Here is an 18,785-nt window from a genome sequence, read left to right on the forward strand (position 1 = left end):
AGGCCGTCGGATGAGGGGTTTCTCAGACTTGAGACGCTTCACCCGGCCTGACCGCTGCACGCGGCTTTCAGTTTTGAGAGACCCCTCACCCGACCCCCGCCTTCGCGGGGGCCACCCTCTCCCGCAAGGGGAGAGGGAACGGGTGGGCGATCTCACGCGGTGAACCGCTGAGGGTGTGGAGAGGGCGCGGGGCGTCCGGGCCTCGCCCGGAGCTGTGTGTTTGAATACCGTTTCGACGAAGCTCTGACGCCCCGCGCGATCGTTATCCCTCAGGCCGGGGCGCGCGGGCCTCTTCCGCCCTTCACCCCCTTCGGCGTGTGCCTTCCCCGGAACCGGGCTGTAAGCTTCGCTAGCCATCGCGTGCAGACAGAAGGCGCCGGAGCGGCCCCTCGGACGGGCGGGAGCCTATTAGGCAAGCTCCCGATGGATGGGTTTACGTCCTCCATCCTCATTTAAGCCTTCAGGCCCGGCTCTCGCCGCTCCTTCAGCCCCGCTCGATCGCATCGCCGCCGCACGCTTCGGGCCGGATCCTTGCGCCCTCTCCCTGCGACGGGACGGGGTCCATTATGCAGCGGGTTTCAGCGCGTCTGATCCAGAGCGCTGAGAAAGTTGCAAGCGGCTGGATTGGTTGGGGTTCGTGCTGAGATCGCCGGGGATAGACGCTCGCCAATCCCCGTCCGCAGACCCCCAACCGTAAAATCCCCGCGAAAGCGGGGACCCAGGCGTTTTATCGTCGAGCGCCTTGGATGGCCGAAAAAACCTGGGTCCCCGCTTTCGCGGGGATTTTACGGGAGAGAGGCAACCCGTCCCCGGATCTAAGCCGGCGTCCGCCGCGAGATCGCGGCGCGGGTGTCGTCCTGGGCGAGGCCGACGAGGCGTTCCATGGCTTGGCGGGCCTGGTCGGCGCGGCCGGCGGCGATGGCGTCGAAGACCTTCCAGTGGTCGGGAATCGGGTCGCGGGCCAGTTCGCGGTCGCGCTGCTTGAAGATGGTGGTCCAACGCACGGCGGCGCCGATGCTGCTGGACAGGGTGCGCAGCGGTTCGTTGCTGGTGGCCTCGAGCACGGTGTCGTGGAAGTCGCGGTCGGCGGCCCGGCCCGCTTCGGTGGCCAGGGTGTGCTGCTGCATCTGGATCAGCGCCGTGCGCATGCGCTCCAGCTGGTCCTCGTCGCGGCGTTCGGCGGCCAGGGCCGCGGCGGCCGGCTCGACGATCATCCGCAGTTCGTGCAGGCCGGTAAGGAACTCCTCGCTGGGCTCGGCCTCGAAGAACCAGGCCAGGACCTCGGGATCCAGCAGGCTCCAGCGCGAACGCGGGCTGACCCGGGTGCCGGCCTTGGGGCGGCTCTCGACCAGGCCCTTGGCGGCCAGGATGCGGATGGCCTCGCGATAGGCGCTGCGCGAGACGTGCAGCTGGACGCTGGCGTCGATCTCGTTGTTGAGCACGTCGCCCGGCTGGTACTGGCCCGAGACGATGGCGATTCCCAGGGTGCGCGCGATCGACCCGTGGATCCGGCCGGAGAACCCCTCCTCGCGCTCGAACTCGCCGTCCGCGCCCGAACCCTTCGCCTTGCCCACGCCGCCTCCGCTGTCGCCAAACGGCGTCGCCGCCGGTGATGCGGACGACTCTAGCGAGACTAATTGTCTGACGACAAGGAAATTCACCTCAAGGCGAACATTCAGGCGCCGCGACCCCGCCTGGTAAAAGTATGATAAATCAGGTGATAGAACGGCTGGCGGCCGATCCGAAGCCCCCTCGCCGGCCGTTCGGCGGGCGGCTCGAAGCCCATATATCCGGGTTTGACTTGCCCGCCGCGATCGCTATTTGTCTGACTAATTACAAACGAGAGGATCGACCATGCCCTTGCGGTTCGTGCAGCTGAAGACGCCCGACGGCGCCCGCGCCCTCGCGGCGATCGACGACACGGGCGCGGCCCGCAAGGTCGGCGCCGCCGACACGCTCTACGCCCTGGCCCAGCAGGCCGTGGACAAGGGCGTCAGCCTGGCCGACGCGGCCGCCCCGCTGGGCGAGACGATCGACGTCGCCGCCGCCCTGGCCGAGGGCCGGGTCCTGGCCCCGATCGACCACGCCGACCCCGCCCACCTGGTGATGACCGGCACCGGCCTGACCCACCTGGGCTCGGCCGAGGGCCGCGACAAGATGCACAAGGCCGCGCAAAGCGGCGAGCAGCTGACCGACTCGATGCGGATGTTCCTGATGGGCGTCGAGGGCGGCAAGCCCGCCGACGGCCAGGAAGGCGTGCAGCCGGAATGGTTCTACAAGGGCGACGGCACGCAGCTGGTCGGTCCGGGCCAGGCCCTGACCTCGCCCTCGTTCGCCAAGGACGGCGGCGAGGAGCCCGAGATCGCCGGCGTCTACCTGATCGGTCCTGACGGCACGCCGCACCGCCTGGGTTTCTGCCTGGCCAACGAGTTCTCCGACCACGTGATCGAGCGCGGCAACTATCTGTGGCTGGCCCACTCGAAGCTGCGCCAGGCGGCGCTCGGCCCCGAACTGCTGAGCGGCGAGCTGCCGGCCGACGTGCGCGGCGCGAGCCGGATCGTGCGCGGCGGCGAGACCGTGTGGGAGAAGCCCTTCCTGTCGGGCGAGGCCAACATGTCCCACACCATCGCCAACCTGGAGCACCACCACTTCAAGTACGCGCTGTTCCGCCGCCCGGGCGACGTGCACGTGCACTTCTTCGGCACGGCCACCCTGTCGTTCTCGGAAGGCTTCCAGACGCAACTGGGCGACGTGTTCGAGATCGAGGCCGCCCCGTTCACCCTGCCGGTGCGCAACCCGCTGGCCCAGGACGCGGCCCCGGCCGAAGTCACGGTGACGGTGAAGGCGCTCTGATCGTCCATATAAAATCCGAGTGTCCCCGCGAAGGCGGGGACCCAAGCTGACTCTCAGGATGGGGCGCGTTCGTAGCTCGGCCCGCAGACTCGGCTTGGATCCCCGCCTTCGCGGGGATACTCGGAAATTGGGGACCGATCAGGACCCCACAAAGCAAGAAGGCCTCGCACCCTGCGGTGCGAGGCCTTTTCGTTTGGCGCGGAAGGAGGGGAGCGGCGAACCGCTCCCCTCCCCGACTTTACTCGGCAGCCGTCGCCGGCTCGCCTTCGAGGGCCACGGGCGCCTCCTCGGCGGTGACCCGGCTGCCCCACAGGGCGTAGAACAGCACGTAGAGCTCGCAGATGGCGGTGACCAGGAACGAGATCTGCAGGCCGTAGGTGTCGGCGATCTTGCCCTGGACGATGACCAGGGCGCCGCCGGCGATGGCCATGACCAGCAGGCCCGAGCCTTCCTCGGTCAGCGCGCCCAGGCCCTTGATGCCCAGGGTGAAGATGGTCGGGAACATGATCGAGTGGAACAGGCCCACGGCGATCAGGCTCCACATGGCGGTCGGGCCGCTGGAGAAGGTGGTGATGATCATCACCACGAAGGCCAGGCTCGAGAAGATCGCCAGCACCTTGGCCGGGTCGACCTTGCGCATCCAGACGCTGCCGATGAAGCGGCCGACCATCATCCCGCCCCACAGCAGGAACAGGTAGCGCGAGGCCTCGGTGTGGGTCAGGCCGCCGATCTTCGGATCGGAGACGAAGTTGATGAAGAGGTTCGACACGCCGATCTCGGCGATCAGGTAGATGAAGATGGCCGGGATGCCGAGCACCAGGTTGCGGTGCTTCCACAGCGAGTGGCTCTTTCGCTCGCTGACTGCGGCGCGGCGGGTGGCGCCGCCCAGGTCCGGCAGCTTGTAGCGGGCGATGACCACGGCCAGGGCGACCAGCACCACGGCGACGATGAAATAGGGCAGCTGCACCGACTGGGCGTCGGCCAGGCGCTCGGCCTGGGTCAGCACCTTGCCGGCCTCGGCGTTGCCCGAGGCGCTGCGGCTGAGGATCAGGTAGCCGCCGAACAGCGGGGCCAGCGTGGTGCCCAGCGAGTTGAAGGCCTGCACCAGGTTGAGCCGCGAGGAGGCCGTCTCCGGCGGGCCGACCACGGCCACGTAGGGGTTGGCGGCGACCTGCAGCAGGGTGATGCCCGAAGCGACGATGAACAGAGCGGTCAGCACCACGCCGTAGGACGGGATGCGGGCGGCCGGGATCATCAGCAGGGCCCCGAAGGCCATGATCAGCAGGCCGGTGACCATCGACTTCTTGTAGCCGATCTTCTCGATCAGCTTGGCCGAAGGAATGGAGGCGAAGAAGTAGGCGATGAACCACACCGACTCGATCAGGGTCGTCTGGGTGTAGTTGAGGTCGAACACCGAGCGCAGGTGCGGCAGCAGGGTGTTGTTGATGACCGTGATGAAGCCCCACATGAAGAAGAGGCTGGCCAGCAGGGTCAGCGCGGAGCGCTGAGCGCGGGGGTCGCCCACGCTAGCCGCGCCGGCTCCTGCGGACGTGGTGATCGGTGCGGGCATTCCCGGGTCTCCCGTTGGCGAAGGGCGACGTCTTGACGTTGCGCCCTAGTTTTTTGTCTGAGTATATGGCGGCCTAATGGCCGTCAACGCCGACAGAGCGCGGCGGGCCCGATCCGGAGAGGAAACTGATGAAGACCTGGCGCCACGTCCTGCCGAGCCTTGCCGTACTCGCCGCCGCCGCGGGTGCGTCGGTAGCCCTCCCCCAGGCTTCCTGGGCGGCCGAGATCAGCCGCAAGTCCTTCGGCCAAACCCCTGACGGCCAGGCCGTCGAGGCGATTACCCTGACCAACGCCAAAGGGGTCAGCGCCACCGTCATCACCTATGGCGCGACCCTGCAGTCGCTGGTCGCCCCCGACCGCGCCGGCAAGAAGGCCGACATCGTGCTCGGCTACAAGGACGCGGCCGAATATGTGAAGGCGGCCAACTATTTCGGCGGTTCGGTCGGGCGCTTCGCCAACCGCATCGGCAAGGGCAAGTTCACCCTCGACGGCAAGACCTACCAGCTGGCGCTGAACAACAACGGCGTAGCGGCGCTGCACGGCGGCGTGAAGGGCTTCGACAAGGTGGTCTGGACGGTGCGCGACGCCAAGGCCGGCCCGACCGCCTCGGTGACCTTCGAGCATGTCAGCCCGGACGGCGAGGAAGGCTATCCCGGCACGCTGACGGCGACGGCGACCTATGCGCTGGACGAGAACAACCAGCTGACGATCACCTACGGCGCCACGACCGACAAGCCGACCATCGTCAATATCACCAACCACGCCCTGTTCAACGTCGCCGGCGAAGGCGCGTCGGAGGGGGCCATGGGCAATGTGCTGACCATCGCCGCAGACGGCTATTCGCCGGTGGACGGCGAGCTGATCCCGACGGGCGTGACCACGCCAGTGGCCGGCACGGTGTTCGACTTCCGCAAGCCCACCGCTGTCGGCGATCGGATCCGTGACGCCAGCGACGCCCAGATCGTCGCCGGCCGCGGCTACGACCACAACTACGTGCTGACCGGCAAGGCGGGCGGCGCCCTGCGTCTCGGGGCCAAGCTGGCCGATCCCAAGAGCGGCCGCGTGCTGGAGATCCTGACCGACCAGCCGGGCATCCAGTTCTACGCCGGCAACTTCATCGACGGCACGACCGTGGGCAAGAGCGGCAAGATCTATCGCCAGGGCGACGGCATCGCGCTGGAGCCGCAGCACTTCCCCGACGCGCCCAACAAGCCGCAGTTCGCGCCGGTGCGGCTGGATCCGGGCCAGACCTACAAGAACGTGATGATCTTCCGCCTGACGACGCAGAAGTAAGCCAGCGGAAAACGAGCAAAAAAGAAGCCCGGCGGTTACCCGCCGGGCTTAGTTCATTAGGGAGGAAACGCCCAGGAAGGGCAGAGGCGCTCGCGCCTCACGAGGCTGTAGTTAGCGCTACCAACGGCGAATTCAAGCCTCTTCCCGCAAAAAGTGACGCTTTGTCGCGGAACATGTTCAACGAACGGTTTTCAAGACGACCTTGCCGGGCGTCAAACCCGGCGCCGTCGCCGTGACGTTGAGCGCTCCGCCCTGCCCCGCCCCGCGCACCAGGGCTGTGGCCCGCCCCTGCCAGGCCTGGCGAGTCGGCGAGGCGAAGGACGTATGATCGGTCGGCGCGCCGTTGTCGGCCGCCACGAAGGCGCCGGCGCCCGAGATCTGGAAGGTGATGGCGTCCTGCGCCGAAGGCACGGTCACGCCCTTGGCGTCGACCACCCGGGCGCGGACGATGGCCAGGTCGTCGAAGCCGGTCCCGACCGTGTCGCCCTCGACCGACAGCTCGACGCGGGCAGGCTTGCCGGCGGTGCGCAGCACGTCCTCCAGCTTCACCCCGGGGTCGCGACAGGCCGCCCTCACCTCGCCCGGCGCGAAGGTCACGCTCCACTGGCGCGGCGAGGCGTCGGCGGGCAACGGCTTGGCGCCCAGCCAGCGGCCGTTCAGCGAGACGTCGACGCTGGCACAGTTGGAATAGACCTCGATGGTCTCGTCGTGCGGTGTCAGGTCCGAAGGCGTCCAGTCGTCGTAGACCGCGACCTTGGGCTGGGGCGTGGCCACGGCGATCATGGTCGGCAGGGCCGGCGCGGGACCCGCGCCGTCGGATGACGGCGGCGGCGCGGCGGGCATGGCGTTGCGCACCACGTGTAGCACGGGCTTCTCGGCCCACCAGGACGCCCTCTGAAGTCCGATGGGCTTGGCCAGGCCCGTGCGGTCGATGAGGCCGGCGGGGTTGTCGATATTGGGCCAGCCGCTGCGGTCGGCCTCGCCCAGATAGTCGATGCCGGTCCACAGGAACATGCCGGCATAGGCCGAGTAGTCGCGCACGGCGACCCAGGAGGTGCGGGTCTTGCTGTTCTCGGTCCCGACGATGATCCGCGAGGGCTTTTCCTTGTGGGCGGCGATCAGCTCGTTCTCGCGATAGTTCTGGCCGACGACGTCGAGCATGTCGGCGAAGCCGTTCTGGTAGTCGCCGGTCACGTTGGGCCGAAACAGGCCCATGGTCACCGGCCGGGTCGGGTCGGTGGCGTGCATCACCGCCAGCAGGCTCTTCAGCGCCGCCTTGGCCTGGACCGGATAGGCGGTGTCGTGGATCTCGTTGCCGGCGCTCCACAGGATGATGCTGGCGTGGTTGCGGTCGCGGCGGACCATGTCGCGGGCGTCGCGCTTGTGCCAGTCGCTGAAGAACAGGTGGTAGTCGCCGGGCGTCTTGGAGACGTTCCACTGGTCGAACAGCTCGTCCATCACCACGAAGCCCATCTCGTCGGTCAGGTCGAGGAAGTCGGGCGACGGCGGGTTGTGGGCGGTGCGGATGGCGTTGACGCCCAGGGCCTTCAGCGCGGTCAGACGCTGGCGCCAGACGGCCATGGGCACGGCGGCCCCGACCGCGCCGCCGTCCATGTGCACGGCCACGCCCTTGAGCTTGACGTTCCGGCCGTTGAGCCAGAAGCCGCTGTCGGCCTTGAAGGCGACGTCGCGGACGCCGAAGCGCACGGTCTCGGCGTCCAGCCCCTGCCCGCCCTCGCCGACCACGCGGATCTCGGCGCGATAGAGGTTGGGCGTCTCCAGGTCCCAGCGCTTGGGCGCGGCGATGTCGAGCGAGAGTTTGAGGGTCTCGGTGCGGGCCGGATCGATGGCCACGGGCGCGACCTTGCCACGGGCGACCTCGGCGCCGGACGGGTCGCGCAGCACGACCTCCAGCCCGGCCCTGGCGGCGTCATGGGCGTCGTTGATCACGTCGACGGCGATGTCGGCGGTGGCGCGGTCGGCGCTGATCTTCGTGACGCTGACGAAGGCCCCGCCCTGCTCGACATGCTGGCCGGCGGTCTCGATCAGCCGCACCTTGCCGTAGACGCCCGAGCCCGCGTACCAGCGCGAGGACGGGGCGTGGTCGGTGTCGGCGCGCACGGCCAGCACGTTCCTCCCGTCGGCGCGGATGAAGTCAGTGATGTCGTAGCGCAGGCCCACATAGCCGCTGGGGCGATGGCCCAGATGGTGGCCGTTGATCCAGACGCCGCTGCGCTCCATCACGCCGTCCAGCTCGACGAAGACGCGGCGGCCTCTCGCCGGCGGCTTGATGTCGAGGGTCTTGCGATACCAGCCGATCCCGGTGGGCAGGAAGCCGCCCGCCCCGCCGGCGCGAGCCTTGATGTCGAACGGCCCGGTGATGGCCCAGTCGTGGGGCACGGAGACCTTGGCCCAGGCGCCGTCGTCGAAGGCGGCGGTCTCGGCCCCCTCGGGGTCGCCCTGGAAGAAGGTCCAGCCCTCGGCCAGCGGCGTCGTCACCCGGTCCGAGGCCTGGGCGGCAGCCAGGGTTGGCAGCGCCGCGAGGCCGAGCGCGGCGGCCAGGACAAGACGCGAGACGCCGCGCAGCGAAGGGTGAGCCATCGTTTTCTCCCTGGGGCCGCGCATCGAGGCGCGTCCCACATTTTGATATTTTATGTCATTTTATGAACTTTCCGCGCGAGCGCCAGCCCTCGTCACACTTCGTCGCAAAACGGTGTCGCGACGCCCTCGAACCTTTCGGCTAGGGCGGCGTTTGGGTGGCCGAGTTCAGCGTACGCAGGGGTGCGACATGTTTGGGATCATCGATGTCGTGCCGTGCGAAGGCGGCTGGTGCGTGCGGGTTCACGGCGCCGGCGAGGTGCTGCGCTTCACCGGCGGCGGCGAGGCCGAACGCCGCGCGCGACGGCTGGCGGCGGAGTCCGAACGGCCGGTCGAGGTGCGGATCCACGATCGCGGCGGACGGCTGGTCGGGCGGTGGATGACGGACGGGGCGGCGGCTTAAGGCCAAAACCCTCTCTCTTTGAGAGAGGGAGGGGCCCGCCGCGCAGCGGTGGGAGGGTGAGAGGTAACAAACTCTCCGAAAGAGGCGCTGTGACGCCCCTATCAGTCGTAACGCCGAGGTTTGGCGCGAACCCGCAACATCGGCTCGAGCATCGAACTCAGAAAACCAAGCAGTGGAAAGCAAGGGGATTTACCGGCGGACGGTGAAACCTCTCACCCTCCCACACCTTCGGCGCGGGCCCCTCCCTCTCTCTATGAGAGAGGGGTCGTTCTTAAGCTTCCGACCGCGCGACCACGACGGCCTGGGCCACGCGGCGCGAGGCGGTCAGGCGCCAGGCGACGACGACGCCGACCACGGTCAGGGCGACGCCGGCGGCGATGGCCAGGCCGAGTTCGAGGCTTACGCCCGACAGGCTGCGGGCGGCCAGGTAGCCGGGGGCCAGCAGGCTGGCGATCCAGACCACGGCCGACAGCAGGTTGGCGGTCTGGAAGGTCCAGGACTTCATCTGCAGGATGCCGGCCATGATCGGCACGAAGGCGCGCAGCGGGCCGAAGAAGCGGCCGATGAAGATCGAGGCCACGCCGTAGCGGCGGGCGAACAGGCGCGTGCGGGCGATGGTGCGGCGGTTGGCGCGGAAGATCGGGGCGCGCAGGGCGCGCGGACCCAGGCGCCGGCCCAGGCCGTAGGACACCGCGTCGCCCAGCACCGCGCCGAGCGTGCACCAGGCCAGGACCTCGAACGGGTCGAGCACGCCGCCGCCGATCAGGGTGCCGGCCAGCAGCATCAGGGCGGTCGCCGGCACGAAGGCGCCGATCAGGACGAGGGATTCGGCGAAGGTCAGGGCGCCAAGGATCACGCCGGCCCAGGCTTGATGCTCAGTGACAAAAGCAGCGACGGTCTTGAGCAGAGTGTCCATGGGGATCCTTCGAGGCCCCCACATGGCGATCAACGCGCTGCGCCGCCAGTGCGCCGCACGCCGCAGCGTCAATTAAACGCGACTGTGCCCCCGGCGCCTCACCAAGGTTGGGTAGCGACTACCCGATATTGGGTAGGGGGAGGCGTTCGAGCGCTACAGCTTGACCATTTCGGCGAACAGCGTCGCCCATGAAGGAGCCTTCCGAAGGCCGTCGGATGAGGGGTCTCCTAGATGGGAGACGCGCCACCCGGCCTGACCGCTGCACGCGGCTTTCAGGTCTGAGAGACCCCTCACCCGACCAGCTTCGCAGGCCACCCTCTCCCGCAAGGGGAGAGGGATCAGGGGGCGGGGACCCAAAATGGAAGGGGTCGCCCCCTCCCCTAGAACCGCACCCGCACGTTCAGGCCGGCGGCCTGGTTGCTGGTGCGGTCGCCGAACTCGGTGGTGTAGTTGAACTTCACCGAGACACGGTCGTCGCCGATCACGTGCAGGTCGACGCCCGCGCGCCAGCCCGACTTGTCGAGCGCGGTGCGGATGTCGGCCGGGTCCGACGAGGGGTTGGACCCGATCAGCTGGAACGGCATCTCGATCCGGTCGGTCGAGTTGAAGAGGCCGCCGACCGTGAACGACACCGCCGCCTGGCTCTTGGCCGTCTCCTTCAGCACGAAGCCCAGGGTGAGCTCGGGATTGGCCGTGCCGATGACCTGGGTGTGCGAGAGGCCCCGCGCGCCCATGCCGTCGAGCCCGCGCTCCTCGAAGCGCTGCTGGTGCAGGCCGGTGGCCCAGACGTTCAGCGCCGGGCGCACGAACAGGCGACCGTTCTCCATGACGTAGGCGAAGCGGGCGTCGGCGCGGACATAGCCGCTTTCCGGGTCGGACTCCGCGCGGCCGATGGTGAAGAGCTCGACCAGGCGAGCCGTCTCCATCCATTGCCAGCCGCCCGACAGCGAGAAGGCCATCTCGGCCCCGCCGCTGCGGCGCTTGAAGCCGGCCCCGGCGCTGAGGCCCTGGCCCTGCGACCACGACCGCACGCCGTCGACCTTGACCCGGTCCAGGCGCTCCAGGCCCGCGGCCGCGGCGAACGACCAGCCGCCGTCCAGCGACTGCTCGAAGCCGCCGCGCAGGCGCCCGCCCTCGGCCTTGACGCCCAGGGTGTCGAAGTCGCTCTCGCCGTCGGCCGTGGCCCGCTCGATCGTCGCCCAGGAGCACTTGCCGTCGACCTGCAGGGTCGGGTTGGCGCAGCCGAACAACTGGGCCGAGAAGGCGTTGGACGAGGCCAGCTGGCTGCGCAGCGGGGCCAGGTGCGGCTCGGGGTTCAGGTTCTGGAAGATCCGCGCGTAGGTGGCTTCCTGGCCGGCCTGGAGGTTGCCGATCAGGGCCATCAGGCGGCCGATGCCGCCGGAGTCGCCCACGGCGATCGCCGAGTTCATGTGCCGGCCCAGGGCGCGGCCGTTCACATTGAGGAAGCCCTGGTCGAAGTGAGTGTCGAAGGCCAACTGCACCGCGCCGGACGTCGTCTGGATGCGGTAGTCCATGGCCAGCGTGTCGGCGATCTTCAGCCCGTTGTCGGTGACCGAGCCGCCGGCCGCGAACAGGGTGACGGGCTTGGAGTCCTGCAGCCAGGTGAGGATCACGTCGCCCGTGCCGGCCACCACCACGTCGCCGGTGGCGTTGACGCGGTCCGAAGCGTAGGGGCCGAAGGCGACGTCGAAGGCCAGGTGGCCGGTCGAGGTCTGCACATAGTGGCCGTCCAGCGCCACGGTGTTGATCACCCGCGCCCCGTAGAAGGGGTTCGTCGCGGGTGTGCCGATGGCGTCGAGATTGGCGAAGGTCGCCCCGGCCGCCAGGTCGATCGGCGTGCGCGTGGCCGACAGCCCCATCAGGAACTCGCCGGCGTTGGTGAAGGTGGCCGCGCCGCCGGGCACGGCCTGGGCCGAGATCCCCTGCGTCGACAGGCCCGAGGTCGAGACCGCCGACACCGCCAGCGGCCCGGTTCCGGCCGGATCGCGCAGGTCGATGGTCTTGAAGGCCATAAAGGTCGCGGCGGCCTTGTTGTCGAAGGCGTTGGAGCCCTCGCCCAGGTCGATGTCGCCGATGACCATGCCGCGGTTGTCGATGCGCTCGTCGCCGATCCCGCCGACGATCGCCTTGCCCGACACGGCCGAGACCAGGCCGGTGTTGGCCAGGGTGTTGGCCGCCCCGCCGCTGAACTGGACGCCGGCGCCGGTTCCCGAGCCGCCGCGCACGAAGTTGTTGGTCGAGACGGCGATGTCGCCCGCCCCGTCCTCGCCCAGGCTTTGGGCGAAGACGGCGGTGGAGCCGGCGCCGGTCGCCAGGATCTGGCCGGCCAGGACGAGGTCGATCGCCCCGCCCTCGCCCGCGCCGCCGGCCGAACCGGCGAACTTGCCGTCCACCCAGCCGCCGCCGCCGCCCAGGCTCTGGGCCACGACGCCATAGGAGCCCGCGCCCTCGGCAACGATGTCGCCGGTCTGGTGGAAGTCGATGTCACCGCCGTCGCCGACGCCGCCGTCGTTGAGGGTCACGGTCGCGCTGGAGGGCCCGCCGAACACCGCGCCGCCGCCGCCGCCGACCGATTGCAGGAAGACGCCGTGCGAGCCGGCGCCGGCCGTGTAGACGGTTCCGGTGTTGACCAGGGCCACGTCGCCGCCGTCGCCGGCCGCGCCGCTGGTTCCGCCCAGGGTGACGCCCAGGCTGGAGACGCCCGAGAGGTGGACCTCGCCGCCGCCCGCGCCGATCGACTGGACCAGCAGGCCGGTGGCGTGGTCGCCCACGGTGGCGACGCCGCCGGTGAAGGCCGCTTCGACCGACCCGCCGCCCAAGCCCGAGCCGCCGGTCGCGCCGAGGCTGGCCGTGGCCGAGGCGCCCGCGCCCTGGACGGTGAAGCCGGTCGAACCGCCGCCGCCGCCCACGCTCTGCAGGATGGCGCCGAAGGCGTTGTTCGCCGTGGTGACGACCGCCCCGCCCTGGGTGCGGCTGACGTCGCCGCCGGCCGCGTTGGTCTGGTTCTCGCCGCCGAGCGCCAGGGTCACCTGGCCCAGCAGGGCGCCGGTGGGAACCGTGACGTCGCCCGTGGCCCGGCCGCCGCCGCCGCCGATCGACTGGACCAGCACGGCCGGCGTATTGGCGCCGGTGGTGAGGATCTGGCCGGTGTGGGTGCTGTCGATCGCGCCGCCGCCGACGTTCGAGCCGCCCGAACCGCCGAGGCCGAGTTCGACCTGAGTGCCGACCGGAGCGTCGACATTCACCTCGTCAAGCTGCGCCGCCAGCAGCAGATCGAGGTCGATCGTGCCGCCGCCGCCGCCGATCGACTGGGCGAAGGAGCCGACGCCGTTGTCGCCGGCCGCGCCGAACGTGCCGGTCGAGTTGACGGTGACCTTGCCGCCGGCCGCGCCGGAGGTGTTCTCGGCCCCGGCCTTGGCGACGACCATCGGGTCGACGCGGCCGGTGGAGCCGTCGGGCTTGAGGTAGGGCTGGCCCGGCAGGCCGACGATCCCCGAGAAGTCGAGGGTCAGGGTCCCGCCGCCGCCGTTGATGCTCTCGGCCTTGATGGCCATGGCGCCGTCGCCGAGCACGGTGATGTCGCCCGAGTGGTTGACGGTGACGTCGCCGCCCTGCCCGCCCGAGCCGCCGCCGACCGCGCCGACGACCGCCGCCAGGGCGTTGGAGATGATCAGGCTCTTGGCCTCGCCGGTCAGGCTGAAGGCCATCTGGGCGTCGCCGCCGCCGCCGCCGATGCTCTGGGCGACGATACCGTGGGCGCGCGCGCCGGTGGTCAGGATCCGACCGCTGTTGTCGACGGTCACCGAACCGCCGTCGCCGCCATCACCGCCGAGACCGCCCAGCGAGACCAGCGGCGAATTGGCCGTGGCCCCGATCAGCAGGTTGGCCGCGATGACGAGACCGCCGTTGCCGCCGCCGCCGCCGATCGACTGGGCCAGCACGCCGTACGCGTCCGCGCCGGTGGTCTGGATCAGGCCGGCGTTGTCGACCTTGACCGTGCCGGCCGAATTGCCCGTGCCGCCGATCCCGCCGATGTTGAGGCCGACCGAGGCGCTGTTCTCGGCGCTCTTCAGGGCCGTCAGCGACAGGATGGTCGAGCCGTTGCCGCCGCCGCCGCCCAGGCTCTGGGCGAAGACGCCGTAGGCGCGGTCGCCGGAAGTGGCGATCGTGCCGGAATCCTCGATTCCAGCCACGGCGCGGTTGGTCACCGTGACGTCGCCGCCCGTGCCGCCCTCGCCGCCCGAACCGCCGATGTTGAGCACGTAGCGGTGGCTCTGCTTGTCGGCGCCGGTGTAGCCGCCGACCACGTCGATCACGAGGCCGCCGTCGCCGCCGCCGCCGCCGATGCTGTTGGCGCTGATCCCTGCCGCGCCGCGCCCTTCGGTGACGATCAGGCCCTCGTTGAGCACCTGAACCACGCCGCCGGCGCCGCCGGTTCCGCCCGAGCCGCCGATGTTGAGGTCGAAGGAGTCGTTGCTGTTGGTGCCCTGGGCACGGACGTTCATCACCGCGCCGCCGATGCCGCCGCCGCCGCCGATCGACTGGGCGCGGATGCCGAAGGAGTCGTCGCCCTTGGTGTAGATCAGTCCGGTGTTGTCGACCTCGACCAGGCCGCCGACCGCGCCCTCGCCGCCCGTGCCACCGACGCTGACCGTGGCCGTGCGGGTGGTCGTGTCGGACGGCGCGCCGCCGACCTGGATCTGCAGGGTGCGGGCCATGCCGCCGAGACCGCCGCCGCCGCCGATGGCTTGGGCCAGGACGCCGTCCGACCGGTCGCCCGAGGTGCGGATGGCCGCGTCGTTCTCGACCAGGACCGAACCCGAGATCGCGCCGACGCCGCCGTCGCCGCCGACCGCGACGCCGACCGCCCCGGTCGCCCGGATGATGGTGGTGGCCGCGATGCCGCCGGCCCCGCCGCCGCCGCCGATGCTCTGGGCGAAGACGCCGCGGGAATCGTCGCCGCGGGTGGTCAGTTCGCCCTTGGTCGAGACCTCGACGTCGCCGCCCTCGGCTCCGAGACCGCCGTCCAGCCCGATGCTGAGCGAGCCGGCGAACGACTCGGCGTTGTCGCCCTGGCCGCGCGTGCCGTTGGCCGCCACGGTGACCGCGCCGCTGGAGCCGCCGCCGCCGCCGATGCTCTGGGCGAAGATCGCCGAGGATTCCGCGCCAGTGGTGTCGATCAGGCCGTCGGTCGAGACCTTGACGTCGCCGCCCGTGCCGCCCGTGCCGCCGACGCGGCCGATGGTGATGCCGACCGAGTTCTTGTTCAGCGCGCCGATGGCCAGGTCGAAGCCGGCGTTGCCGCCGCCGCCACCGATCGACTGGGCGCGCAGACCGACGGAGCTGTCGCCCAGGGTAACGATCGTGCCGACCTGGTCGACCGTGACGTCGCCGCCGTCGCCGGCCGCGCCGGTGGCGCCGCCGATGGCCATGTTCAGGGCGTTGGCGTCCTTGAGCACGCCCGCACCGATGTTGAAATTGCCCGAGCCGCCACCGCCGCCGACCGACTGGGCCATCAGGCCGTCGCTGTAGGCGCCGTCGGTGACGATGTTGCCGTTGTGCTTGACGTCGACCGTGTCGCCCGAGCCCGCGCCGGCCCCGTCGCCGCCGATGGTGATGATCGCCGCGATCGGGTTCTCGGCCTTGTTGGCCACGGTGGCGGCGATGGTGAAGTTCATCCCCGCCGTGCCGCCGCCGCCGCCGATGCTCTGGGCGATCAGGCCGTCGGAATCGTAGCCGAAGGTGCGGATCAGGTGCGGATCGGCCGAGCCGTCGTCGGCATAGCCGCGCACGACGGTGACCGCCCCGGCGTTGCCGCCCGAACCGCCCGAACCGCCGACCCCGACCGCGATCGGGTTGCCGAACGGGGCGATGGCGCCGGTGGCGCTGATGCCGCCCACGCCGCCGCCGCCGCCGATCGACTGCACCAGCACGCCCTTGGCGCCGCCGGTGAAGGTCACGGCCTCCAGGCGATCCTCGCCGGCCGCCGGATTGGCCTTCAGCTGAGCGTTGATGATGACGTCGCCGACGCTGGTCAGCGAGACGTCGCCCGCGTCGGCGCCGGTTCCGCCCTGGCCGCCGATGCCGACCGCGACCGAGTAGCCGTTCGACGACGAGGTCGATTTGCCCAGATTGACGTCAGCCGCGACGTTGAGGCCGCCCGAGCCGCCGCCGCCGGCGACGCTCTGCACCAGGATGCCGATGGCGTCGACGCCCTCGACCCAGACCTGGCCGTCCTGGGCGACGGTGACGTCGCCGCTGGCGTTGCCGGCGCCGCCCGAACCGCCCAGGCCGAACACCACCGAGGGCTCCGAGCCCGAGGTGTTCGCGCTGATCCCGCCGGAAATGTTGATACCGCCCGCGCCGCCGCCGCCGCCGATCGACTGGACCATCAGGCCGCGCGAGCGGTCGCCGGCCGCGAACAGGTTGGCGGTGACGTCGGCCGTGACGTCCTTGCCCAGGCCGCCGTCGCCGCCGAAGCCGCCGATCCCGACGGTCAGCTGGCCGTCGAGCGCGACACCGCCGGAGACGTTGATCGCCCCCGCGCCGCCGCCGCCGCCGATCGACTGGGCCACCGCGGCGTAGCGGTCGTCGCCCACGGCGGTGACCTGCACGTAGTCGGCGCTCGGACCGGCGATGGTCAGATCAACCTTGCCGGCGTCGCCGCCCGCGCCGCCGAAGCCGCCGACGCCCAGCGAGATCGCCCGGCTGGCCGAGGAGCCGCCCGGGGTGGTCAGAGACAGCTGGCCGGTGACGTTGAGGCCGCCCGAACCGCCGCCGCCGCCCACGCTCTGGGCCACGACGCCGTTGGAGCCGTTGAGGCGCGTACGGTCGGCGGGAATGGTGAATTCCAGCCCAAACAGCGGGATCTCGATCGTCAGTTCGGGCGTGGTGATGTCGGATTCCAGGCCCTGGGCCCAGACGTTGCCCGTGACACTGGCCGTGACGTCGCCGGCGTCGCCACCGTCGCCGCCGAAGCCGCCCAGGCCGAAACCGAAGCTGCCGGCCGTGCCCTTGGTGGTGGCCGACAGGCCGCCGGAGACGTTGATCCCGCCCTGGCCGCCGCCGCCGGCGATGCTCTGGGCGATGACGCCGTCGGAATTGGCGCCGTCGGTGATGGTGTCGCCGACGCGGATCAGGCTCACCGCGCCGGAATCGCCGCCCGAACCGCCGAAGCCGCCGATGCCGACCGAACCGGTGCCGGCCGTGCCGGCGCTGACCGCGACCGAGGCCGAGACGTTGAGCCCACCCGAGCCGCCGCCGCCGCCGATCGACTGGGCCACGACCCCGTCGGCCTCGTCGCCCGAGGTCTGGTAGCGGCCGGTGACCGCACCAGTGACCGCCTTGGCGTCGCCGCCGCCGCCGCCGAAGCCGCCGACGCCCAGACCGATGGAGACCGCAGCGTTGCTGCTGGCCGACAGAGCGACCGAGCCGGTGACGTTCATGCCGCCGTTGCCGCCGCCGCCGCCCAGGCTCTGCAGCATGGCGCCGAAGGAATTGTCGCCGACCGTGGTGACGTCGCCGGTCAGAACGCCGTCGACCGTGCTGGCGTTGCCGCCGCCGCCGCCGAAGCCGCCGAGGCCAAAGCCGATCGCGCCGTTGGTCCCGGCCGAAGCGCTGACCGTGCCGGTGATGTTGAAACCGCCCGAGCCGCCCGAACCGCCGACGCTTTGCAGCAGCGCGCCGTGGGCGTCGGCGCCCTTGGTGCTGATGTCGCCGATGAGGGTCGCGTTCACGAGGCCGGCGTCGCCGCCGTCGCCGCCGAAGCCGCCGACCCCGACGCCCAGCGTGCCCGTGCCGCCGCCGCTGGCGGCCAGGCTGATCCCGCCGGTGATGTTGAAGCCGCCCGAGCCGCCGCCGCCGCCCAGGCTCTGATAGCTGACCCCGAAGGCGCGGTCGCCTTCGGTCACGATGTCGCCCGTGACGCCGCCGGTGACGTCGCCGGCGTTCCCGCCCGCGCCGCCATAGCCGCCCACGCCGACCAGGATGTTGCCGGCCACGCTCTTGGAGGCCGAGATGCCGCCGGTGACGTTGAAGCCGCCCGAACCGCCGCCGCCGCCCACGCTCTGGACCAGCACGGCCGAGGCGTCGGCGCCCTTGGTGCCGACGTCGCCGGTGACCTTGCCCAGCACCGACGAGGCGTTCCCGCCGTCGCCGCCGCCGCCGCCGATGCCGACGCCGATATTGCCCGCGCCGCTCTTGGCGGTCGACAGGCCGCCGGCGATCGAGAAGCCGCCGCTGCCGCCGCCGCCGCCCACGCTCTGGGCGACGATGGCGCGGGCGCCCTCGCCTTCGGTCACCGCCGCGATCAGGTCGCCCAGCGGATCGGCCACGCCTTCGTTGACGCGCAGTTCGACCACGCCGCCGCCGCCGCCGCCGCCGCCCGCGCCGCCGACGGCCACGCTGATCGTGCCCGCGCCGTTACCCGACAGCGCGATGCCCGCGCCGATCGACAGGCCGCCCGAACCGCCGCCGCCGCCCACGCTCTGGGCGATGATCGCGTCGCTGCGCGCGCCTTTCGTGCCAGTCGCGCCGGTGACGTCGAGGGTCACCTTGCCCGCATCGCCGCCGTCGCCGCCGGCCCCGCCGATGCCGACGCTGACCGCCCCGGCCACCGAGCCTGCGCCGCCGATCGAGCCGGAGACGTTGAAGCCGCCGCTGCCGCCGCCGCCGCCGATGCTTTGGGCCACGACGCCGTCGGAGTCCGCCTTCTCGGTCAGGACGTCGCCGGTCATGGTCGCCACGACCACGCCGCCGTCGCCGCCGCCGCCGCCCGCGCCACCGATCCCGACCGAGACGCCTGCGCCCACGGTCTGGGCCACGCCCACCGAGCCGGAGACGTTGAAACCGCCCGAACCGCCGCCGCCGCCGACGCTCTGCACCAGCAGGCCGCCGGACTGCTCGCCCTTGGTCCAGATGTCGCCGACCACCGTGCCGGTCGCCGCGCCGGCGTTCCCGCCGCCGCCGCCCGAGCCGCCGACGCCCACGGCGACGCCCACGCCGACGGTTCCACCGCCGCCGATCGAGCCGTTGACGTTGAAGCCGCCGCTGCCGCCGCCGCCGCCGACGCTCTGGACGATGACCGCCGTCGAGCGGTCGCCTTCGGTGGTGACGTCGTCGCCGATGCGGCCG

At 71.0% G+C, this 18,785-nt stretch carries 8 protein-coding genes; 3 read left to right on the plus strand and 5 right to left on the minus strand.

Features of this window, described 5'->3' with window-relative positions; all coding sequences use genetic code 11:
• Positions 1-815 precede the first annotated feature (815 nt).
• The gene (locus tag AC2YHT_RS24315) at positions 816-1,574 is read right to left on the minus strand and encodes a FadR/GntR family transcriptional regulator (RefSeq protein ID WP_487292399.1); all 759 of its coding nucleotides are present in this window, start codon (positions 1,572-1,574) and stop codon (positions 816-818) included.
• Positions 1,575-1,854: 280 nt separating this feature from the next.
• On the opposite strand from AC2YHT_RS24315, the gene araD1 reads away from it, so the two are divergent.
• Positions 1,855-2,853 carry an AraD1 family protein gene (gene araD1, locus AC2YHT_RS24320; RefSeq protein ID WP_487292400.1) on the plus strand — a complete coding sequence of 333 codons (999 nt, stop codon included), beginning with the start codon at positions 1,855-1,857 and terminating at the stop codon, positions 2,851-2,853.
• Positions 2,854-3,091: 238 nt separating this feature from the next.
• On the opposite strand, the gene AC2YHT_RS24325 is transcribed toward araD1, so the two are convergent.
• Positions 3,092-4,423 carry a sugar MFS transporter gene (locus AC2YHT_RS24325; RefSeq protein ID WP_487292401.1) on the minus strand — a complete coding sequence of 444 codons (1,332 nt, stop codon included), beginning with the start codon at positions 4,421-4,423 and terminating at the stop codon, positions 3,092-3,094.
• 128 nt (positions 4,424-4,551) lie between these two features.
• Between AC2YHT_RS24325 and AC2YHT_RS24330 the strand changes: the two genes are divergently transcribed.
• A complete protein-coding gene (locus tag AC2YHT_RS24330) occupies positions 4,552-5,715 on the plus strand; it encodes an aldose epimerase family protein (RefSeq protein ID WP_487292402.1) in 1,164 nt (387 codons plus the stop codon).
• Positions 5,716-5,892: 177 nt separating this feature from the next.
• On the opposite strand, the gene AC2YHT_RS24335 is transcribed toward AC2YHT_RS24330, so the two are convergent.
• A complete protein-coding gene (locus AC2YHT_RS24335; RefSeq protein ID WP_487292403.1) occupies positions 5,893-8,316 on the minus strand; it encodes a glycoside hydrolase family 2 TIM barrel-domain containing protein in 2,424 nt (807 codons plus the stop codon).
• A gap of 187 nt (positions 8,317-8,503) precedes the next feature.
• On the opposite strand from AC2YHT_RS24335, the gene AC2YHT_RS24340 reads away from it, so the two are divergent.
• The gene (locus tag AC2YHT_RS24340) at positions 8,504-8,716 is read left to right on the plus strand and encodes a DUF2188 domain-containing protein (RefSeq protein WP_487292404.1); all 213 of its coding nucleotides are present in this window, start codon (positions 8,504-8,506) and stop codon (positions 8,714-8,716) included.
• A 271-nt stretch (positions 8,717-8,987) separates the two neighbouring features.
• Here AC2YHT_RS24340 and AC2YHT_RS24345 read toward each other — a convergent pair whose 3' ends face one another.
• Positions 8,988-9,632, minus strand: coding sequence for a DedA family protein (locus tag AC2YHT_RS24345; RefSeq protein ID WP_487292405.1), 645 nt, complete (start codon positions 9,630-9,632; stop codon positions 8,988-8,990).
• Positions 9,633-10,012: 380 nt separating this feature from the next.
• Positions 10,013-18,785, minus strand: an 8,773-nt coding sequence (locus AC2YHT_RS24350; RefSeq protein WP_487292406.1) for a hypothetical protein, incomplete at its 5' end; no start/stop codon positions are given.

It is taken from the genome of Caulobacter sp. SRI_008, assembly GCF_057586355.1.

Coding starts and splice junctions, on each gene's coding strand:
- araD1 (WP_487292400.1), top strand. CDS start 1,855: ATGCCCTTGCGGTTCGTGCAGCTGAAGACGCCCGACGGCGCCCGCGCC.
- AC2YHT_RS24325 (WP_487292401.1), bottom strand. CDS start 4,423: ATGCCCGCACCGATCACCACGTCCGCAGGAGCCGGCGCGGCTAGCGTG.
- AC2YHT_RS24330 (WP_487292402.1), top strand. CDS start 4,552: ATGAAGACCTGGCGCCACGTCCTGCCGAGCCTTGCCGTACTCGCCGCC.
- AC2YHT_RS24335 (WP_487292403.1), bottom strand. CDS start 8,316: ATGGCTCACCCTTCGCTGCGCGGCGTCTCGCGTCTTGTCCTGGCCGCC.
- AC2YHT_RS24340 (WP_487292404.1), top strand. CDS start 8,504: ATGTTTGGGATCATCGATGTCGTGCCGTGCGAAGGCGGCTGGTGCGTG.
- AC2YHT_RS24345 (WP_487292405.1), bottom strand. CDS start 9,632: ATGGACACTCTGCTCAAGACCGTCGCTGCTTTTGTCACTGAGCATCAA.